The sequence below is a fragment of the Acinetobacter indicus CIP 110367 genome (assembly GCF_000488255.1).
In the GTDB taxonomy this organism is placed as follows: domain Bacteria; phylum Pseudomonadota; class Gammaproteobacteria; order Pseudomonadales; family Moraxellaceae; genus Acinetobacter; species Acinetobacter indicus.
Window position 1 is genome coordinate 296,358 of record NZ_KI530756.1, and the last position, 16,985, is coordinate 313,342.

Below are 16,985 nucleotides of genomic sequence, written 5' to 3' on the forward strand. Positions count from 1 at the left end.
AGCTTTTATCTTTACAGTAATCTTTATTTGAAATAAATCATTGAATATAAAAAATAATTTAATATAATTTAAAACAATATCAAAGTACTAACTATATATTTGGATCTTGCAATGTATAATATCTTTTTAAATAATATTAAAGCAGCACGTAAATTAAAAACACAAAAAAATATTGCTGAAGTAAGTCTGAGTATTTTTAGAATGCTTATTCAACATATTTGTATTTCAAATGCAGAATATATAAATATTTTAGCTAAAGAAAGTTCTGAAAACATGTCAAAAATTGATATTAGTTTTATTGAGCTATCTCAACCGGCCGATGGAACATGCGTTGATTTTATAAGTAACTCTCTAACACAGATAGCAAAATTGAAAAACAGCTCTTTAGCTAGATTCTACTTTGAAGATAAAGATATTTCAAACGAACCTGCATTAGTAGAATGGCTACAAATCAAAGAAATATCTTTAAGAAATATCTTACATACATATGTTGAAGATCGAAATGAAAGTATCTTTGGTCATGGTATTTCATCAACTAATTTATTTTTAGATATCGATATTATTGAATATATTTTAGAAAAATTAAAAGTTTATCTACCAGAAAGTAAAGGCGACGATTTTTTATTTTTTCCTAAAAATTTTAATATCTCTACTCCTATTCAAACATTAAGATTATTTGATGGAAATCCTACGTGTTACAGAAAAATCAAAAAAACTAATAATGGGATGATTCATGTTACTGCTAAAGTTCAAACATCCTTAACAAACGCTACCGATCAATCTTATGAAGTACCAAATAAAATTTTTAATATTTCTACAAAAAAAACTTATGAGGTATATGAATATAATGATTGGAATCCGCTAATTTTTTTACCAGAGAGAGCTATATCAGTAGCTGACTTTACAGGACGAAAAAAAGAAATCACTGAGCTTATTGACTGGTTTAATGATCCAGAAGACTCAAAACGATGTCTTGTATATGGTGATGGTGGCATTGGAAAGACAACTCTCATTTTAGAATTTATGCATCGTGTCCTTGAAGGTTCTATTGAGGTCGAATGGAAACCCAGTGTTATTACTTTTTACACAGCAAAAAAGACTCGTTGGGGAATACATGGTTTAGAATCACTCACGAACAACAATCTAGGCGTTGCAGATGTCGCTTTACATATAGCACAACTATTAGAAGTCAAACTTGACAATAGTTGGTATCAAAAAGATGCAGAAACTATTATTCAAAAATTAAAAGGCTTACTTGAAAAAGAGAAGATTAAAAAAAATGAGCATCTCATTATTTTAGATAATACAGAAACTATGGCTGAAAATGATGATGATATTATTAATCTAGGTAAACAAATACACTTACTTTCCCGTTATGCTGGAAGAGTAATTCTTACTTCTCGTCGTACAGAAAGACTTGAAGCAAGACCAATTGAAACAACTAAATGGTCCGATGAAGAAGGTGTAGAATATATTCAAAAAAGAGGAGATATATTAAATATTGATGCAATAAAAAAGGCTGGCATACCTACTTTAAAAAAAATCACTCGAGAACTCAATAATAAACCATTGATTTTGAATGTTTTCATTCAATTTGCAAATGAACTACAAAGCTCACTTAATAGCGCATTAGATAAAGTGAAAAGATTACAGGAAAAAGACTTAGGGATGTTCTTGTTTTCTGATGTTTGGGAAAGATTTAATGAAAAAGAAAAGCACTTTTTACTTCTCTTAACCTATTTTGGTCCTGATCATGATCAATATTTTATGCAATTAGCTTCTGATAAAGCTAATTTAACTTTTTCTTTAGCTCAGAGCACATTAGAAGGTAGTAAAGGGATTTGTCAACTTAGTAGTATTGATGGCCAACTTCAGATTACTTTCAACAATGATTTTATGAAATTTTGTAAAGATAGAACTGTAAATTTTAATGATCAAACACATCCTCTTCAAAAAGATCTAGAAACAATCCAAAAAAGATATATAGAGTTTTTAAAACATATTGAAGTAGAAATATCAGATAATGATCAAAAAGCTTATTTAAGTAGGTTTGCACGGGCAGCTAGAAAATTCTTTAATGAGGGTAATAAAGAACAAGCAATTTCATACTATGAATTAGCGATAGATGAGGATCCAACAAATATTTGGTTATTAGAGAAGTATTCAAACACTCTATTTATATATAAAGATTTTCTACCAGCATTAGAAAAAATCAATAAAGCTACTAACATTGATCCTAATCACTCAGAACTCCAATTTACTAAAGGTAAAATATTAGCCAGAATTAAAAATAAAACCAAAGAATCTATAACGTGCTTAGATTTAGCTCATAAACTCGGGAAATCTATGCACCTATGTGAGTTACAAAAAATATATGCTTATTTAGCAGATGGAGATATAGAGCACGCAACCATATCATTAAATATCGCTAAGAGTAATATCCCTAACGATTCTTATTACCAAAAGTGCAAGATAGAAATTGAACGCTTAGAACGCAAAATAAATCAATATATATTGCCTCTATAGAAAATGTTACTTTAGATGTATTTATAGAATTACCTATAAGCACATTAATGAGGGTCAATAAATTTAACTTTTTAATAATCAATGAGGCAGTATGTTTTATATATTTCTTGATACGTGTGTTTTTTTAGATATTTCTACTAAGAAACAAGAATTACCACTAGTTTCTGCATTGGAAGAACTTGTTCGTACTAAAGTAGCAAAGTTAGTCGTAATTGACTTAGTAGCTCAAGAATATGAAAGAAACAAAGAAGAGGTCGCAAACAAAACAGCAAAACGATTATCTCAAGAATTTAAACAAGTCAAAGCAGTTGTAAGTGAGTTTGCAAAAAAAAATAAAGCTCAAACCATTGAAGTACTAAACGATATAAATGCAAGACTTCCTCTTTTGACTGATGCTAACTATGCAACCATTAACAGAGTTGAGAGACTAATTGAATCAGCGGAAAAAATAAGTATTAGCGAGCGCTCAAAGATTGCAGCCATTCAACGAGGCTTAGATAAAAAAGCTCCATTCCATATCAGTAAAAACTCAGTAGCTGATGCTGTAATTATTGAGCAATTTTATGAATTTTCATTAGGTGTCAATACGGCAGATAGTTGTTTTTTCATAACACATAATCATAACGACTTTTCTGCCAAAGACCATCGAAAGCCTCATACTGATTTTGAAAATATTTTCAATGGTAATACTTGTTATTTTAACAACTTAGCATCCGCAATCAACCAGATTGATAATAATTACTTAGCTGAAATAGAGTTTGAATATGACTTTACAGAAGAAACTCGGGGTTTAAGAGAAATTCTCGATGTATTAGACGAGCTAGTGGATAAAATTTGGTATAACCGTCATCAAAATCTAATCTGGAAAATAAATGAAGGTGAGATAGAAATTGTTCCTAAAGGTACGAAACACTATGGTAATCATTTTATTCACGAAGATATTCTTGAAGGTGCAATCAAATCTGCCAAACAAGTTAAAGAGACATATGAAGATGTTGGCCCTTGGAATGACTTTGAATGGGGTATGATTAACGGTAAATTGTCAGCTCTACGTTGGGTATTAGGTGACGAATGGGATATGTTAGATACCTAAGATAACAATCGATATCGTTTTCAACTGAATATTATATTTTTCAATCTCTTAAGTATGATACTTTACTAAGAAATATGAATAAAGATAGTTAGAACAGGATATTCCCCTTTCTCAAACCAACCGTACTACAAATTTAATTGTCTAATCGTATAACTCTCAAAACCACTAAATCAAGTAGAGCCATTTCAATTTATCTTCTTAAGATTGCAAAACAATAAAATACAATATATGGTATCAAAATTCAAAGAACTACCACTATATATAGTGGTTATTAAAAATAGAAACATTTTAGGAATAATTTGTAGAAAAATTTGCATACTCTTTACTGTTCAGTTATTATTCATTTAACTTGATCTGTAAGTCAATGATCTTGGAGGTGAATATGACTCATTTCAATCCTGATATGCTTAGTATTGCACGAAACTTTCGTGGCCTTAGTCAAACTGAACTAATTGCTGGAATGGGACAGTCTATTACTCAGGCTTCATTATCTAAAATTGAAAGTGGGGACTTAAAACCTTCCGATGAAGTTATCCAAAATCTATCTAATGCCCTACATTTCCCTATACGATTTTTTGAACATATTGAAAAGCTAAATGCACTGCCGATTAGTTTGCATGCATACAGAAAAAAAAGCTCTACCACAGCTAAAGCATTGAGCCGTATGAATGCTGAAATGATGTTAAAAATGGGCCATGTACAAACATTAGAATTGCTCACAAATGTACCAAAAAGAAAAAACTCCTTACCAACTTTTAAAATTGGCATAGATGTAAACACCCCTCAAGAAGCGGCTAAAAAGCTTAGATCATTGTGGGTGCTAGGAAATGAACCTCTTGAAAACCTAACTGCCACTGTGGAAGATGCAGGGGTTTTAGTCTTTTTATGCGACTTTAAAGATAACAATGTTGATGGCGTATCCTTAAAAATGCATGGCGTGTCTCCATGCGTATTTCTAAATGCAAACCAGCCAAATGACAGAATACGCTTCACATTAGCACATGAACTTGGGCATTTGGTCCTCCATGAAGAGCCATCTGAATTCATGGAAAAAGAAGCAAATGACTTTGCTGCCGAATTCTTAATGCCAGAAGAAAAAATTATTGATCAATTAGGTTCAACCAATTTAGCTCATTATCTAAGACTTAAAAAGGAATGGAAAACCTCAATGGCGGCCTTAATCTATAGGGCGTCAGAGTTAGGAACTATAACTTCAAGTCAAAGTGCCAATTTATGGCGGCAGATGGCTATGCGTGGTTATCGTAAAGTTGAACCAAATGAATTGGATCGAGAACCGACATATAGAGTAGCTTCCATGCTCTTTGACTACGCAATAGATGCAAAAAAAACATCAACATCTGTCATTAGTGAGTTATCTCAATTATTTGACTTATATGAAGATGACTTTAAAAAACTATATTATTTTGACCTAGATTCAATGGAGACTATTGAGATGGTTTCATAAATTAAAAAGCCGACTCTATTGGGTAGAGTCGGCTTGATAGATTTTCACACAGGAAAGGCATATGGCTCTAAGCCCTACGCATACCTCATGTTAGATCTGGCTGTCAGAACCCCATTCTAACATTTAGGCCCGTAAATCTCAAGATTTACCCGCTTATTTTGGTATGCGCCCTGAAAAACGAGCCGCCAAAATAGGAGGGCTAACAATGCCTACCGAAAATCAAGACTTCGTGTTTTGTAAATCTTATCGCCATAAATCTGGAAAAATTATTGTCCATCCAACTGGATATTTTAAATTTCCCAGAACTCGGCCATTGAAAGAAGAAAAGGATACTATCCGTAATAAAAAATCGGATGATCCTGATAACTCAAACTCAATATCGTAAACAAGGTTAAATAACCTACTGCTATGCAACAAAGTTCACAGTAGTAGGTTACTTAATTTTTCTGATCGCACTTAATTTTATGCCCCATTTTAGTACATGGGCTCAGAGAGAATTATGACAACTCAACAGCAGTTTCTTGACCTACTTTCCGATATTGAACCCTCTACAACAACGGTTAATGATTGTTCAAGCGCACATAATACGCTTCGTGATGCTTTAAAAGTGCATAATGAATTCAGCAAAGTACATGTGCATACATTCTTATCAGGTTCTTATAAAAGAAATACGGCAGTACGTCCGACTACCATAGGCGGAATCACACAAAGGCCAGATGTAGATATTATTGCCCTTACAAATCACACAATTAATGATGACCCTCAAATTGTCCTTGATGCAGTACATACGGCATTAAAGGATATTGGATATACCGATCTTACCGTTAACCGTCGTTCAGTAAATGTTAAGTTGAAAAAAGTTGATATGGATGTTGTCCCTATCATTTCAGATGGATATGGCGGCTATCTGATTCCAGACATTCATCTTGAAGAATGGCTAGTTACCAACCCTCCAGCTCATACCGAGTGGACTGTTGAGGTGAATAAAAATGCAAATGGTCGATTTAAGCCTCTTGTGAAGCTATTTAAATGGTGGCGTCGTGAGAACTTGTCTGATTTAAAAAGACCAAAAGGATTCATTTTAGAATGCCTGGTTGCCAAGCATATGAATTACTACGAATCCAACTATGAAAAGTTGTTTGTTTATCTTTTAGAAACGATCAGGGATTCTTATGGGATTTATGCGTCACTAGGCATAATTCCACATTTAGAAGATCCTGGTGTTGCAGGCAATAATGTTTTTTCTGCGGTTACAGCAGATGAGTTCAAAACTTTTTTTGAAAAGGTAGAAGAACAAGCTGCTATTGCACGAAACGCCTTAAATGAAACAGATGATGATAAAGCATTAGCCCTATGGCGGCAGGTTCTGGGTAATCGTTTTCCACGTTCGGCTTCACACAAAAGTGCAAACTCTGCTGATATGGCCAGCTCTTTAATCCGTTCTGCTCTAGGTGCGGGATTAACATTTCCATCAACCCCTGTTTATCCAAATAAACCAGGAGGCTTTGCGTAATGGAACTGCTAAAAACACCATTAGAACGCCTAGCTCAAGAACGGCAGTTATTGACTGATCTTGAGAAAGAGAAAAATAGTTTTAAGATTCAGGAATGGAACTCAACAGACACAAATGAACTGCATTTGAACTTCTCTCTAAAGATAGGAACTATAGATTTTAATGGTGTTTTAGTATATCCAGAGCTTTTCCCAGAGCTACCAGCATATATACGCCCACAAAAATCTGGTGAAAGATGGAGTATCTTGCACCAGTATGGTGGTTCAGGAGTGCTGTGTCTAGAATATGGCCCAGATAATTGGAATACCAATATCAGTGGAGTGGATCTAGTTAGAAGTGCCCAGCTTCTTTTATTAACAGATGCAATGACTGTATTGGAGATGAATGTAGAACCTGTACCATCTAGGCATTCTGAAACAATAGGTCAAAAATTAAGAAGTGTTTCAGAAAGGTTCATTGAAACACCTATGTTACGTCACATACTCTTGGGTAGTGATTCCGAGAAAATGGACTTTAAGATTGCCATCTCAAGCTTTCGAGACAAAACCGTTATTGTTCCAACAAATATTCAGAACAAACCTCTACCTGACATCGTACCATCATTTTCTAATGAAAGATTTGAATTGTCTGGATGGGCAATACGAATTGATTCTGTTCCTCAATTAAAGGAATCCGTAAATGACCGAGTTTCATTAGAATCCTTTTTAGGCAATTTATGGCCTGCTCAGGAGGAATTCACAAGTTCCATACAGCCTATATTGTTATATGACATAAAGGGTAACTTGGAACTATTCTTGGTTAATAATACAGCACCACTTTTCGTAAGTTATCCTGCTATTAATCTACATGATGATCAGAGCCAAAGATTGCCAGCACAATTTAGCCATCTCAATGATATAAGGGTAGCAATAGTAGGTCTTGGATCGTTAGGAAGTAAAATTGCAATTTCACTGGCACGGTCGGGTTGTAAAAACTTTCTACTTATTGATGATGATATTCTGCTCCCCCACAATCTTGTCCGTAATGAACTCAACTGGTTAGATGTTGGCTTTGCTAAAACCTATGCTGTTGAAAGAGCATTAAAACGAACAGCATTAGACATACAAGTTGAAACGTATGAAATGCAAATTGGTGGACAGGAAAATCCTCATTTAAATTCCAATATCGCTAATGCCATTGCCACATGTAATCTGATTGTTGATGCGACAGCAAATACCCATACGTTCTTAACATTAGCTGCAATTGCTAAAAGAAAACACATTCCCATGGTATGGGGTGAAATTTTTGGTGGCGGTGGTGGAGCAATGATGGCCCGTAGTCGTCCAACGTTAGATGCCTCCCCCTTAGAACTTCGCAATCATATTTATGGTGTCTTACAAACGTTGGAACCAATTCCAGAGGGCAAAGTTAATAATTACGGCTTTCAAACACAAAACCAAACATATATAGCATCAGATGCAGATGTAACAGCTCTTGCAGCATCTATGACGCAGTTCACATTAGATACTTTATGTACAATTGATGAGCAATCCTCTTATCCATATTCAGCATATTTAATAGGGTTCCGTAGATATTGGATGTTTCAATGTCCTTTTGATACTCGTCCTATCGACTGTTCGGGTGCTTTAGTAGCAGAATCTCCTACGGATAAAGAAATATTTGAAAGGGAAAATGGCAATTCTATTGAAGAGCCTGAACCGATGAAAGGTTAATACTGATGCTGAAAATATCCATTCCTACTGACATACAAGTTTTACTGGTAAAAGCCCTATTGAAGTCTGGAACCCACGAATGTGGCGGTGTTTTAATGGGTGAGCATATTGGTACAAACCATTTTAGAGTTAACTCATTAACTATTCAAAAGAGTGGAACGATAGCATCCTTTGTACGTGGAATTACGGATGCTATTAAAGCAATCCGTCTTTTTCATAAATCAACAAACAATAATTATCAAAAATTTAACTATTTAGGTGAATGGCATAGCCATCCTCTCTTCAGTGTACAACCCAGCAGTAAAGACCATCACACCATGAGGGAATTGGTGTCCGATCCAAAAGTGGGTGCAAATTTTGTAGTCTTACTGATTTTTCATTTAAAAAACAATCATCTTGATGGCAGTGCTCACACCTACCTACCAGATGGTTCCTGTTACCGATCCACCCTAGATTTAGAGAGATAATAATGAGTGCGAGTCTGTTAGAAAAACAATCAACTGGTGGTGCGATTGCACGAGTAGGATTTGAATATCAGGATGCATTTGTATTAAGGAGCTTACCGCTATGGCTTTCACAAAGTGCATTTAGCCATATAGTGAGTGAAGCATTAAGTGATATAGAAGTTTGTTATTTTTCTTCGGAAAAGTCATTACATGTAATGTATGAAGCAAAAAATCACTCCTTAACGGCTACGGAATTTTGGGATGAAATAAGGCGTTTTAAAAGTCTTTTTGATACCCACCCAAAAAACTTTATTTGGTTTAATTTAGTATGCCCAAGTTATAACACCGCTATCTCACCATTAATTTCAAAAATAGACCGATTAAGAGGGGTTGGATCTTCTTATGATGACGACTCTTCAGTTTCAGTGAATGGGCGCTCGGAATACCTTGATTGGTGTGTTGGTAAAAAAATTGATTTCTCTTTAGCTGAATTTGCTCTTGATTATGTTGGTTTCATAACTTTTAATTCTGAGAATAGTGAGTCTATATTTCTAAGTGAAATTCAAGACACAATAAATATTGAACTGCTCAGGAGTCAGGTCAAACAACTAAAAGATCAGTTTAAAAACCTGATTTCTCGTTCTTCTTTTGGTCCAATATATCGCAAAGACTTTGAAAATTTTATTTGCCATGCTCTTGAAGAAGATAGAAGCCAGTGGCTATTAGATCCTATTAAAATTAATCTTTCAGCATCATCCAGTCAGTATCAAGACTTAAACTTAGATATTAGTGATTTCAATGGTCCTGATCGTGCTCAAAAAACCTCCAGCGACTGGAACAGCCTAATCAAAAAAGCAGTATCGATTGGGGATTTCATTCATAACAGTGGTGACCGTAGAACCCTCCTTATAGATGGCAAACAAAGAATGTCCACTGCATGTATGCTTGGCTATGTTTTTAGTGCCACACGTAATTTCCTACTCGAAATAGAACATAATGGCCTCATTTATCGCACTGATGACCATAAACAGAAAGAGGGACAATTTTTTACTAAAATCGAAGCTGTTGAACCACAGGGTGAAACTGAAGCCATAGTCGCTATCGGATTTCCTACAGCTATAGGTAAAGACATTGACTCTACGATTAATGAAGTAAAGAGCTTGCCTAGATTGAATTTAGAAAGCTCTCATGCCATTGATAATATGGAGACTCTAAATCTTGCTGTGAGAGAGGCAAAATCTGCTTTAGTTTCATTTAAATCCGAAAATAAGTTATCTAAATTACACCTCTTTATTAAAGCACCCTCAGTTTTTGCAATGGTCTTGGGACATCGCTTGAATGGTATTTGCGATATCCAGCTTTACGATTGGGTAGATGGGCAATATATCCCTACAGCCGAACTGAACTTATAAGAAGAATTGATTATTCGATAATATTACCAATAGAGAGGTTGATCATGAACAATCATTCTAATGAAGAAAATACTGATAACTCTTCAGATAAAAAATCACCCGCATTCAAAGTCCTTGAATCCAATGCTGAAAAGTTCTTAATGGTTTGGTGGTATGGGGCGTTAGCAAAAGCTGATCGTAGAAATGCTCAACCTAAAGTTCATGTGGCTTTTAGGGAACTTCTGGAAGATTACACACCCACAGATAATTTTATTTTTATTGATGCAAATATAACAGATTTGATGTCTTGGCCTATTGGAACAGTTTGGCACCATGAACGATTAGTTGACTATCTTCCTTTGGAAATACGGGAATTTGATATTGATCATACAAATTTTAAACATACCTTTGTTCAAGCATATAAGCGAGATGAAAAGACAGGAAAAATAGATCATTTCTTCTCAGACAGGAATAAGTTTTATATTAACCCAAGCCAACGTGAAAATTGTATTTCTTTCTCTTTAAAGGATCAGGAATATAAGGAGCTTCTCGTACCTTGTTTTGAGTTTCTGGTGAGAGGATATGGCCTCTCTACAGAACTTCCTAGAATTCTAACAACATATGATGAGGTCGAAAGACATGAAAGGCTCTACACCCCTCATCCAGAAGAAGAAAATACATGGACTATCCTTATAGGTGATAGTCTCACATCAGATGATCATGTATTTATTGCCTACTATAAATATAGCGAATATACCCAAGATGCCGTAAGAATCTTATTTAGCAGTATTGCAAAACATGATGATTTTATCCAAAGAAACCATATATACCCTAAAGTAATGCCGTGGCATAAGGAAACGAGAAAAATTAGGGTTTCAGGTTTTTGTATTCCTGACACCAATGCTTTTTTAGCCTTGACAATTCTTGGAATAGAACTACCTGATCAAACACTTATCAGACGTGTTCCAAAGGTAATTCACCGCATTAAGAAACCTGTAGATGTCAACTCACCTAATCCTCCTCAGTTGCAACTAGGTCCTGGTCAGATTAACGTATCTGAAGATCAAGGAGGGCGCAAACCATTATTACAATCGGTTATTTTAGGTCATGAATTTACATGGTTAGGTTCAGGCCCTATCGGGGAAAAAAGTAAAACAAAGTATGAAAGAACCATCACCCAACCACAGAGAAAGAAAAATACTAAAGAAACCAATACAGTTGGTACAGGAGAACCTGATAGCTCTAAGGAAGTTCTAAATGTCCAAATTAACCCGACCACTAATGGAGATACAGAGTTTGAAGCTCCATATCATGGAAGAATCATGGGCCTATGGAATGCATGTTTAAAGGCACGCTCGTTAAATCCCAGTATTGTCAATGCAGTCCACTATTATACTTTTGAGGAAGAGTTTGATTACAGCGATAAACCCACTCTCATGGCTTTTTTCGTTAATTCAGAAACATTAAATAATAAAGATATTACAGATGGAGAAAAACAAACTTATAAAAATTGGTGTTATGCAAACTCAAATAAAACAGCACTTCGTGGAGCATTGGTCATCCGATTATCTCTTGTAAATTGCCCTCCAGTTTATCTTTTCGATATACAACCAGCGACTTACGTTTCAACTGTAGATGGGGAAAGTGTTCTCAAGGAGCGTGGGCATGCTGGTCTAATATTTAGGTCAAGAACCGTAGAACAATTTGAGCAGTATATTTCTGGGCTCATGGAGAGCCTGCCTTTGTCAGAGGGCTCTTATACGACAACTCTCCTAGGCTCCAATTTGGTTACTCAATTATTTGTTTTTAGACATTCAAAATCTGCTGGCTTGTCAGAGGGTGAATCAACGTTATTGAATGCTCTAAGAAAAATTGGAATTACGAATATCAAGTTAAAGGAGGAAAAGGAGGAAAAGGAGGAAAAGGAGGAAAAGGAGGAAAAATAATTTTCGAATCTTACAATTGTGACCATCTTCTTTTAGCCTATTCCATAATTCTTTCCTATGGGTAATTTTATTACATATCAAATTGAATTATATATAGTTTAATGGCACTTTTAAGTGCCATTAAACTTGGGTACCACTTGTGACTAGATAAGCACCTATATTAGGAATATTTAACCTTTTTAAACTCAGTGTTCTGAATCCTTTGGTATATTTTCAATAATGCAATGATGAATATCATCGTGATTGTTGAGTGATGTTTCAGCCTGAATAGTGACATGCTCAATACCTAGATTTTGTATGACATTCTCCAGATCATGTAAGAGTATCTGCACTTCCTGCATACTCATTTCTTCACTTACAACAATATGGCAGGATAAAATATAACGTTTACTTGTCAGACTCCATATATGTAAATCATGTACACCTTGAATTCGCTGGTCTTGAAGAATGGTTTCTTTGATTTCTGCCAAGTCAAATTTTTCTGGTGTACCCTGCATTAAAACATGCGAAGCCTTTACTACAACTGAATATCCACTGCGAAGAACAAGTATTGCAACTAGAACACTGGCTAAAGTATCTGCCCAGGCCCATCCAAAGAAGTAGATACATAGCGCAGCAGCAATTGCGCCAATAGAACCTAACAAATCACTGAGTACATGCAGGTAAGCACCTCGCATATTCAAGTCGTGTTCGGTATCACTACCTTTAAAAATCATTACTGCAACAATGATATTAATCAGCAATCCAATACTGGCAACGATCAACATCCCTTGTACTTCAATATGTTGTGGCTGCTGGAACCGTAGAATTGCCTCAATAAAGATGTACAGTGCGATACCAACCAGTGTAATACCATTCAATGCAGCAGCCAGTATTTCAAAGCGTTGATAGCCGTATGTTTTATTTTTGGTAATCTGTTTTTGACCGATAAAGACTGCTGCAAGTGCAATACCAAGTGCAACAGAGTCACTCAGCATGTGGCCAGCATCCGAAATCAAGGCCAAACTATTGGTAATAAAACCACCTATAAATTCCACTGCCATAAAAATGGTAATCAGTAAAAAACTTATGGTCAGAATTTTTTTATTACTCGGGATATGGCTGTGGTCGTGATCATGATGATGACCACCATGACCGTGATGGTGTCCTGAGTGATCATGGTTGTGTTTATGGCCGTTACCATGACTATGCTTATGCCCAGAATGATCATGTTCAGAGTGTTTATGCTTGTGATCTTGTGTATGGTTGTGCGAAGACATTTTATAGCATTCCTGATTATGGCTCTAACTGACTACGCAATGGATGATTGTTGTAGTAATCACCGATGTGGAAGGTCAATAGATCAGCCTTAAAAATACATAACAAATTAACATATGTTTAATCATTCATATGTTTAGTGCTAAAATAACTTAAATATTGCTACTTGAATAGCAAATATGAATAAATGATCATATGTATATATTTTTAAGAAGAAAAAGGAGTGAAGAAAATGAGTGTTTGCTACATTACTCTGAAATATGCTTAGCCATATCCGATAGAACCTGACTTACATGAATATCATCTATTTCATAAAAGACTTGTTTAGCTTGACGTTCACCTTTGACTAAACGGGCTGAACGCAATAAACGTAGATTGTGACTGACCAAGGACTGGGATAAATCAAGGGCATCACTGATTTCACCTACTGAACTAGGTCCACGCATACAAAAAAGTAGAATTTTAAGTCGTGAAGCATCACCCAATAGCCGAAATGTTTCAGCTAAAGACATAATCTCCTCTTGAGATAATTCTGTAGGGTGATCTTTAAAACTCATATTTATACTTAAATTCCAGTCATTAGCGAAAATATAGATGTTTACATATTCTACCCTTGACCTTTCCATAATGGCAAGGTTTATGCTCTTAGCAACTGGATAAGCTCTATAGGTATATCTTATGGGAACAGCAACAAATAAGCTTTCTAATAATATGAAAGTTACATTAAAAATTGAAGGTATGACATGTGCCAGTTGTGTTGGACGTGTTGAAAAAGCCCTCAAAAAAGTTGATGGTGTACAGTCAGCCTCGGTCAATCTGGCGACAGAACGTGCAGATATTGTACTTGATCAGCCTGTGGATCGTCAGGTACTGGTTCATGCCATTGAACAGTCAGGCTATGACGTGCCTGCAAATAATATTGAATTATCAATTAAAGGCATGACCTGTGCCAGTTGTGTAGGTCGTGTCGAAAAAGCCCTTAAAGCCGTTGCAGGTGTAAAAGAAGCCAATGTCAATCTTGCAACTGAGCGTGCAACGGTCAGTGGTACAGCAAATGTCGATGCCTTGATTGCCGCAATTGATAAAGCTGGTTACGATGCCACAGAAATTCAGGCTTCTATTCCTGACCAGACAGAGCAGCTTGAGAAAAAAGATCAGGAACGTGCTGAACTTAAACGTGATTTGATTCTCGCCTCCCTGTTGGCTTTACCTGTATTTATTCTGGAAATGGGATCTCACCTTATCCCTGGTGTACATCAACTGATTGATCAAACTATTGGGATGCAGAATAGCTGGTATTTACAATTCATACTGACCACACTGGTTTTGGTTATTCCAGGACGAAGATTCTATCAGAAAGGTTTTCCTGCATTATTCCGTCTAGCTCCTGATATGAATTCTTTGGTCGCTGTGGGAACATCAGCAGCATATTTGTTTTCTATTGTTGCCACATTCATACCAAACATCCTCCCATCAGGAACGGTGAATGTGTATTACGAAGCGGCTGCGGTGATTGTCGCATTAATCTTACTGGGTCGTTTCCTTGAAGCAAAAGCCAAAGGGCGAACCTCTGAAGCAATCCAGCGTTTAGTCAGCTTACAAGCCAAAACTGCCCATGTTTTACGCAATGGTCAAATGGTGGATATTGCAATAGACCAAGTGGTTGCAGGTGACATTATCATTGTAAAACCAGGGGAAAGAATCCCTGTTGATGGTCAAGTCACGGATGGAAAAAGCTTTGTCGATGAATCCATGATTACAGGTGAACCAATCCCTGTGGAAAAAGGCATCGGCAGTGATGTAGTGGGCGGTACCATTAACCAGAATGGCACGTTGACTTTTACCGCTGTGGCGGTGGGTGGCGAAACTATGCTGGCTCAAATCATTCGTTTGGTTGAGCAGGCACAGGGTTCTAAAATGCCGATTCAGGCTGTGGTGGATAAAGTGACCTTATGGTTTGTACCTGCGGTGATGATTGCCGCAGTGCTTACATTCCTGGTCTGGCTGATTTTTGGTCCATCACCAGCCTTAACTTTTGCATTGGTTAATGCGGTGGCAGTGTTGATCATTGCCTGTCCTTGTGCAATGGGATTGGCGACACCAACCTCAATTATGGTCGGTACAGGTCGTGGTGCAGAGTTGGGAGTACTGTTCCGCAAAGGCGAAGCCTTACAACTGTTAAAGGATGCCAAAGTTGTTGCAGTCGATAAAACAGGGACATTAACAGAGGGTCATCCCGTACTGACTGACTTTGAAGTGACTCAATTCTTTGAGCGTGATTATGTCCTAGGCATGGTTGCGGCTGTTGAATCCCGTTCTGAACATCCGATTGCTAAAGCAATTGTTGATGCGGCAAAAAGTGAAAACCTGACTTTACCTAAAGTTGATACGTTTGATTCAGTCACAGGCATGGGTGTCTGTGCAACCATCAATGGTAATGAAGAAATCAATATTGGTGCAGACCGTTATATGGTTCAACTTGGTATTGATGTTGCTCCATTTGTTGCCACAGCTCAGCGTCTGGGTGATGAGGGTAAATCACCACTTTATGTTGCTGTCGATGGTGAACTGGCAGGAATTATTGCAGTTGCTGACCCAATCAAAACCACAACGCCAGCAGCGATTAAGGCTCTACACCAATTAGGTCTCAAGGTAGCAATGGTGACGGGTGACAATGCTCGTACTGCTCGGGCAATTGCCAAACAATTGGGTATTGATGAAGTGATTGCTGAAGTTCTACCAGAGGGTAAAGTCAGTGCGGTTAAAGAGCTGAAAGCAAAATACGGCAATATCGCTTTTGTGGGTGATGGGATTAACGATGCACCCGCTTTGGCTGAAGCTGATGTCGGACTTGCGATTGGTACAGGTACAGATGTTGCAATTGAATCTGCCGATGTCGTGTTAATGTCAGGAAACTTACAAGGTGTTGCCAATGCGATTGCCTTGTCCAAAGCAACGATTGGTAATATTCACCAGAACTTATTCTGGGCATTTGCCTATAACACCATGTTGATTCCTGTTGCTGCTGGTATATTGTACCCAGCCTATGGAATACTGATGTCCCCAATCTTTGCAGCAGGAGCAATGGCTTTGTCCAGTGTATTTGTACTTGGCAATGCATTACGTTTACGTCGATTCCAGCCACCATCCGTCAGTCAAGGCTAAGGAGGATATGATGAACATTGGTAAAGTCTCTAAAGCTTCGGGAGTTACCGCCAAGATGATTCGTTATTATGAGCAGATTGGCCTAATTCCTGCTGCGGGACGTAATAATGCAGGTTATCGCTCTTACTCAGCAAATGATGTTGAACGTTTAAAGTTTATCAAGCGAAGTCGTGAACTCGGTTTTTCAGTAGCAGAAATATCAGACTTACTTGATTTATGGAATAACCGCGGTAGACAGAGTGCTGATGTCAAACGCCTTGCTCAGGGTCATAGTGAAAAGCTGGAAGAACGTATCAATGACCTACAGCAAATGGCGAATACCCTCAAGGACTTAATCGACTGTTGTGCTGGTGATAATAGACCCGACTGTCCGATTCTTGAAGGCTTGCAAGAACCTCACAATGAAATAAAGGACGTTCACCATCATAACGACCTGCTTTCCGTTTCACCTTTAACCCGAAAGAAATAGCA

13 protein-coding genes are annotated in these 16,985 nt (G+C 36.8%); 11 read left to right on the forward strand and 2 right to left on the reverse strand.

The genetic code is table 11. The features are described from left to right. The first annotated feature begins 111 nt into the window (after positions 1–111). From P253_RS12685 to P253_RS12720, 9 genes are all read left to right on the forward strand, one after another. Positions 112–2,526 (forward strand): tetratricopeptide repeat protein, encoded by a 2,415-nt coding sequence (locus tag P253_RS12685; protein ID WP_000282330.1) that lies wholly within the window; start codon positions 112–114, stop codon positions 2,524–2,526. A gap of 91 nt (positions 2,527–2,617) precedes the next feature. Next, positions 2,618–3,619 (forward strand): PIN domain-containing protein, encoded by a 1,002-nt coding sequence (locus P253_RS12690; RefSeq protein WP_000499370.1) that lies wholly within the window; start codon positions 2,618–2,620, stop codon positions 3,617–3,619. A 382-nt stretch (positions 3,620–4,001) separates the two neighbouring features. Next, positions 4,002–5,084, forward strand: a complete 1,083-nt coding sequence (locus tag P253_RS12695) for a helix-turn-helix domain-containing protein (RefSeq protein ID WP_000148671.1) — start codon at positions 4,002–4,004, stop codon at positions 5,082–5,084. 205 nt (positions 5,085–5,289) lie between these two features. Further along, entirely contained in the window at positions 5,290–5,469 is a 180-nt protein-coding gene (locus tag P253_RS15965; RefSeq protein WP_001141891.1) for a hypothetical protein, read from the forward strand. Between the two features lie 114 nt (positions 5,470–5,583). Beyond that, the gene (locus P253_RS12700; RefSeq protein WP_000211630.1) at positions 5,584–6,597 is read left to right on the forward strand and encodes an SMODS domain-containing nucleotidyltransferase; all 1,014 of its coding nucleotides are present in this window, start codon (positions 5,584–5,586) and stop codon (positions 6,595–6,597) included. Further along, positions 6,597–8,309, forward strand: coding sequence for a ThiF family adenylyltransferase (locus P253_RS12705; protein ID WP_000421732.1), 1,713 nt, complete (start codon positions 6,597–6,599; stop codon positions 8,307–8,309). The genes P253_RS12700 and P253_RS12705 overlap by 1 nt, the downstream gene beginning before the upstream one ends. A gap of 5 nt (positions 8,310–8,314) precedes the next feature. Further along, entirely contained in the window at positions 8,315–8,776 is a 462-nt protein-coding gene (locus P253_RS12710; protein ID WP_000913090.1) for a Mov34/MPN/PAD-1 family protein, read from the forward strand. Positions 8,777–8,778: 2 nt separating this feature from the next. Then, the gene (gene cap4 / locus P253_RS12715) at positions 8,779–10,167 is read left to right on the forward strand and encodes a CD-NTase-associated endodeoxyribonuclease Cap4 (protein ID WP_001276481.1); all 1,389 of its coding nucleotides are present in this window, start codon (positions 8,779–8,781) and stop codon (positions 10,165–10,167) included. Positions 10,168–10,211: 44 nt separating this feature from the next. Continuing rightward, the gene (locus P253_RS12720; protein ID WP_016659713.1) at positions 10,212–12,092 is read left to right on the forward strand and encodes a hypothetical protein; all 1,881 of its coding nucleotides are present in this window, start codon (positions 10,212–10,214) and stop codon (positions 12,090–12,092) included. 185 nt (positions 12,093–12,277) lie between these two features. On the opposite strand, the gene P253_RS12725 is transcribed toward P253_RS12720, so the two are convergent. Together P253_RS12725 and P253_RS12730 are read right to left on the reverse strand one after the other, a co-directional pair. Next, positions 12,278–13,351 carry a cation diffusion facilitator family transporter gene (locus tag P253_RS12725; protein WP_000094607.1) on the reverse strand — a complete coding sequence of 358 codons (1,074 nt, stop codon included), beginning with the start codon at positions 13,349–13,351 and terminating at the stop codon, positions 12,278–12,280. Between the two features lie 246 nt (positions 13,352–13,597). Then, on the reverse strand, positions 13,598–13,906 hold the full coding sequence (locus P253_RS12730) for an ArsR/SmtB family transcription factor (protein ID WP_000008556.1): 309 nt from the start codon (positions 13,904–13,906) through the stop codon (positions 13,598–13,600). 121 nt (positions 13,907–14,027) lie between these two features. Here P253_RS12730 and P253_RS12735 point away from each other — a divergent pair, with 121 nt between their 5' ends. Continuing rightward, positions 14,028–16,514 carry a heavy metal translocating P-type ATPase gene (locus tag P253_RS12735; RefSeq protein WP_000536249.1) on the forward strand — a complete coding sequence of 829 codons (2,487 nt, stop codon included), beginning with the start codon at positions 14,028–14,030 and terminating at the stop codon, positions 16,512–16,514. A 10-nt stretch (positions 16,515–16,524) separates the two neighbouring features. Continuing rightward, complete coding sequence (cueR, locus tag P253_RS12740) at positions 16,525–16,983, forward strand: Cu(I)-responsive transcriptional regulator (protein ID WP_001020605.1); 459 nt, start codon at positions 16,525–16,527, stop codon at positions 16,981–16,983. Positions 16,984–16,985: the final 2 nt, after the last annotated feature.

Excerpts from the sequence above, each read along its gene's own strand:
- P253_RS12705 (WP_000421732.1), top strand. The coding sequence starts at position 6,597 with ATGGAACTGCTAAAAACACCATTAGAACGCCTAGCTCAAGAACGGCAG.
- P253_RS12700 (WP_000211630.1), top strand. The coding sequence starts at position 5,584 with ATGACAACTCAACAGCAGTTTCTTGACCTACTTTCCGATATTGAACCC.
- P253_RS15965 (WP_001141891.1), top strand. The coding sequence starts at position 5,290 with ATGCCTACCGAAAATCAAGACTTCGTGTTTTGTAAATCTTATCGCCAT.
- P253_RS12695 (WP_000148671.1), top strand. The coding sequence starts at position 4,002 with ATGACTCATTTCAATCCTGATATGCTTAGTATTGCACGAAACTTTCGT.
- cueR (WP_001020605.1), top strand. The coding sequence starts at position 16,525 with ATGAACATTGGTAAAGTCTCTAAAGCTTCGGGAGTTACCGCCAAGATG.
- cap4 (WP_001276481.1), top strand. The coding sequence starts at position 8,779 with ATGAGTGCGAGTCTGTTAGAAAAACAATCAACTGGTGGTGCGATTGCA.
- P253_RS12690 (WP_000499370.1), top strand. The coding sequence starts at position 2,618 with ATGTTTTATATATTTCTTGATACGTGTGTTTTTTTAGATATTTCTACT.
- P253_RS12725 (WP_000094607.1), bottom strand. The coding sequence starts at position 13,351 with ATGTCTTCGCACAACCATACACAAGATCACAAGCATAAACACTCTGAA.
- P253_RS12710 (WP_000913090.1), top strand. The coding sequence starts at position 8,315 with ATGCTGAAAATATCCATTCCTACTGACATACAAGTTTTACTGGTAAAA.
- P253_RS12685 (WP_000282330.1), top strand. The coding sequence starts at position 112 with ATGTATAATATCTTTTTAAATAATATTAAAGCAGCACGTAAATTAAAA.
- P253_RS12730 (WP_000008556.1), bottom strand. The coding sequence starts at position 13,906 with ATGAGTTTTAAAGATCACCCTACAGAATTATCTCAAGAGGAGATTATG.
- P253_RS12720 (WP_016659713.1), top strand. The coding sequence starts at position 10,212 with ATGAACAATCATTCTAATGAAGAAAATACTGATAACTCTTCAGATAAA.
- P253_RS12735 (WP_000536249.1), top strand. The coding sequence starts at position 14,028 with ATGGGAACAGCAACAAATAAGCTTTCTAATAATATGAAAGTTACATTA.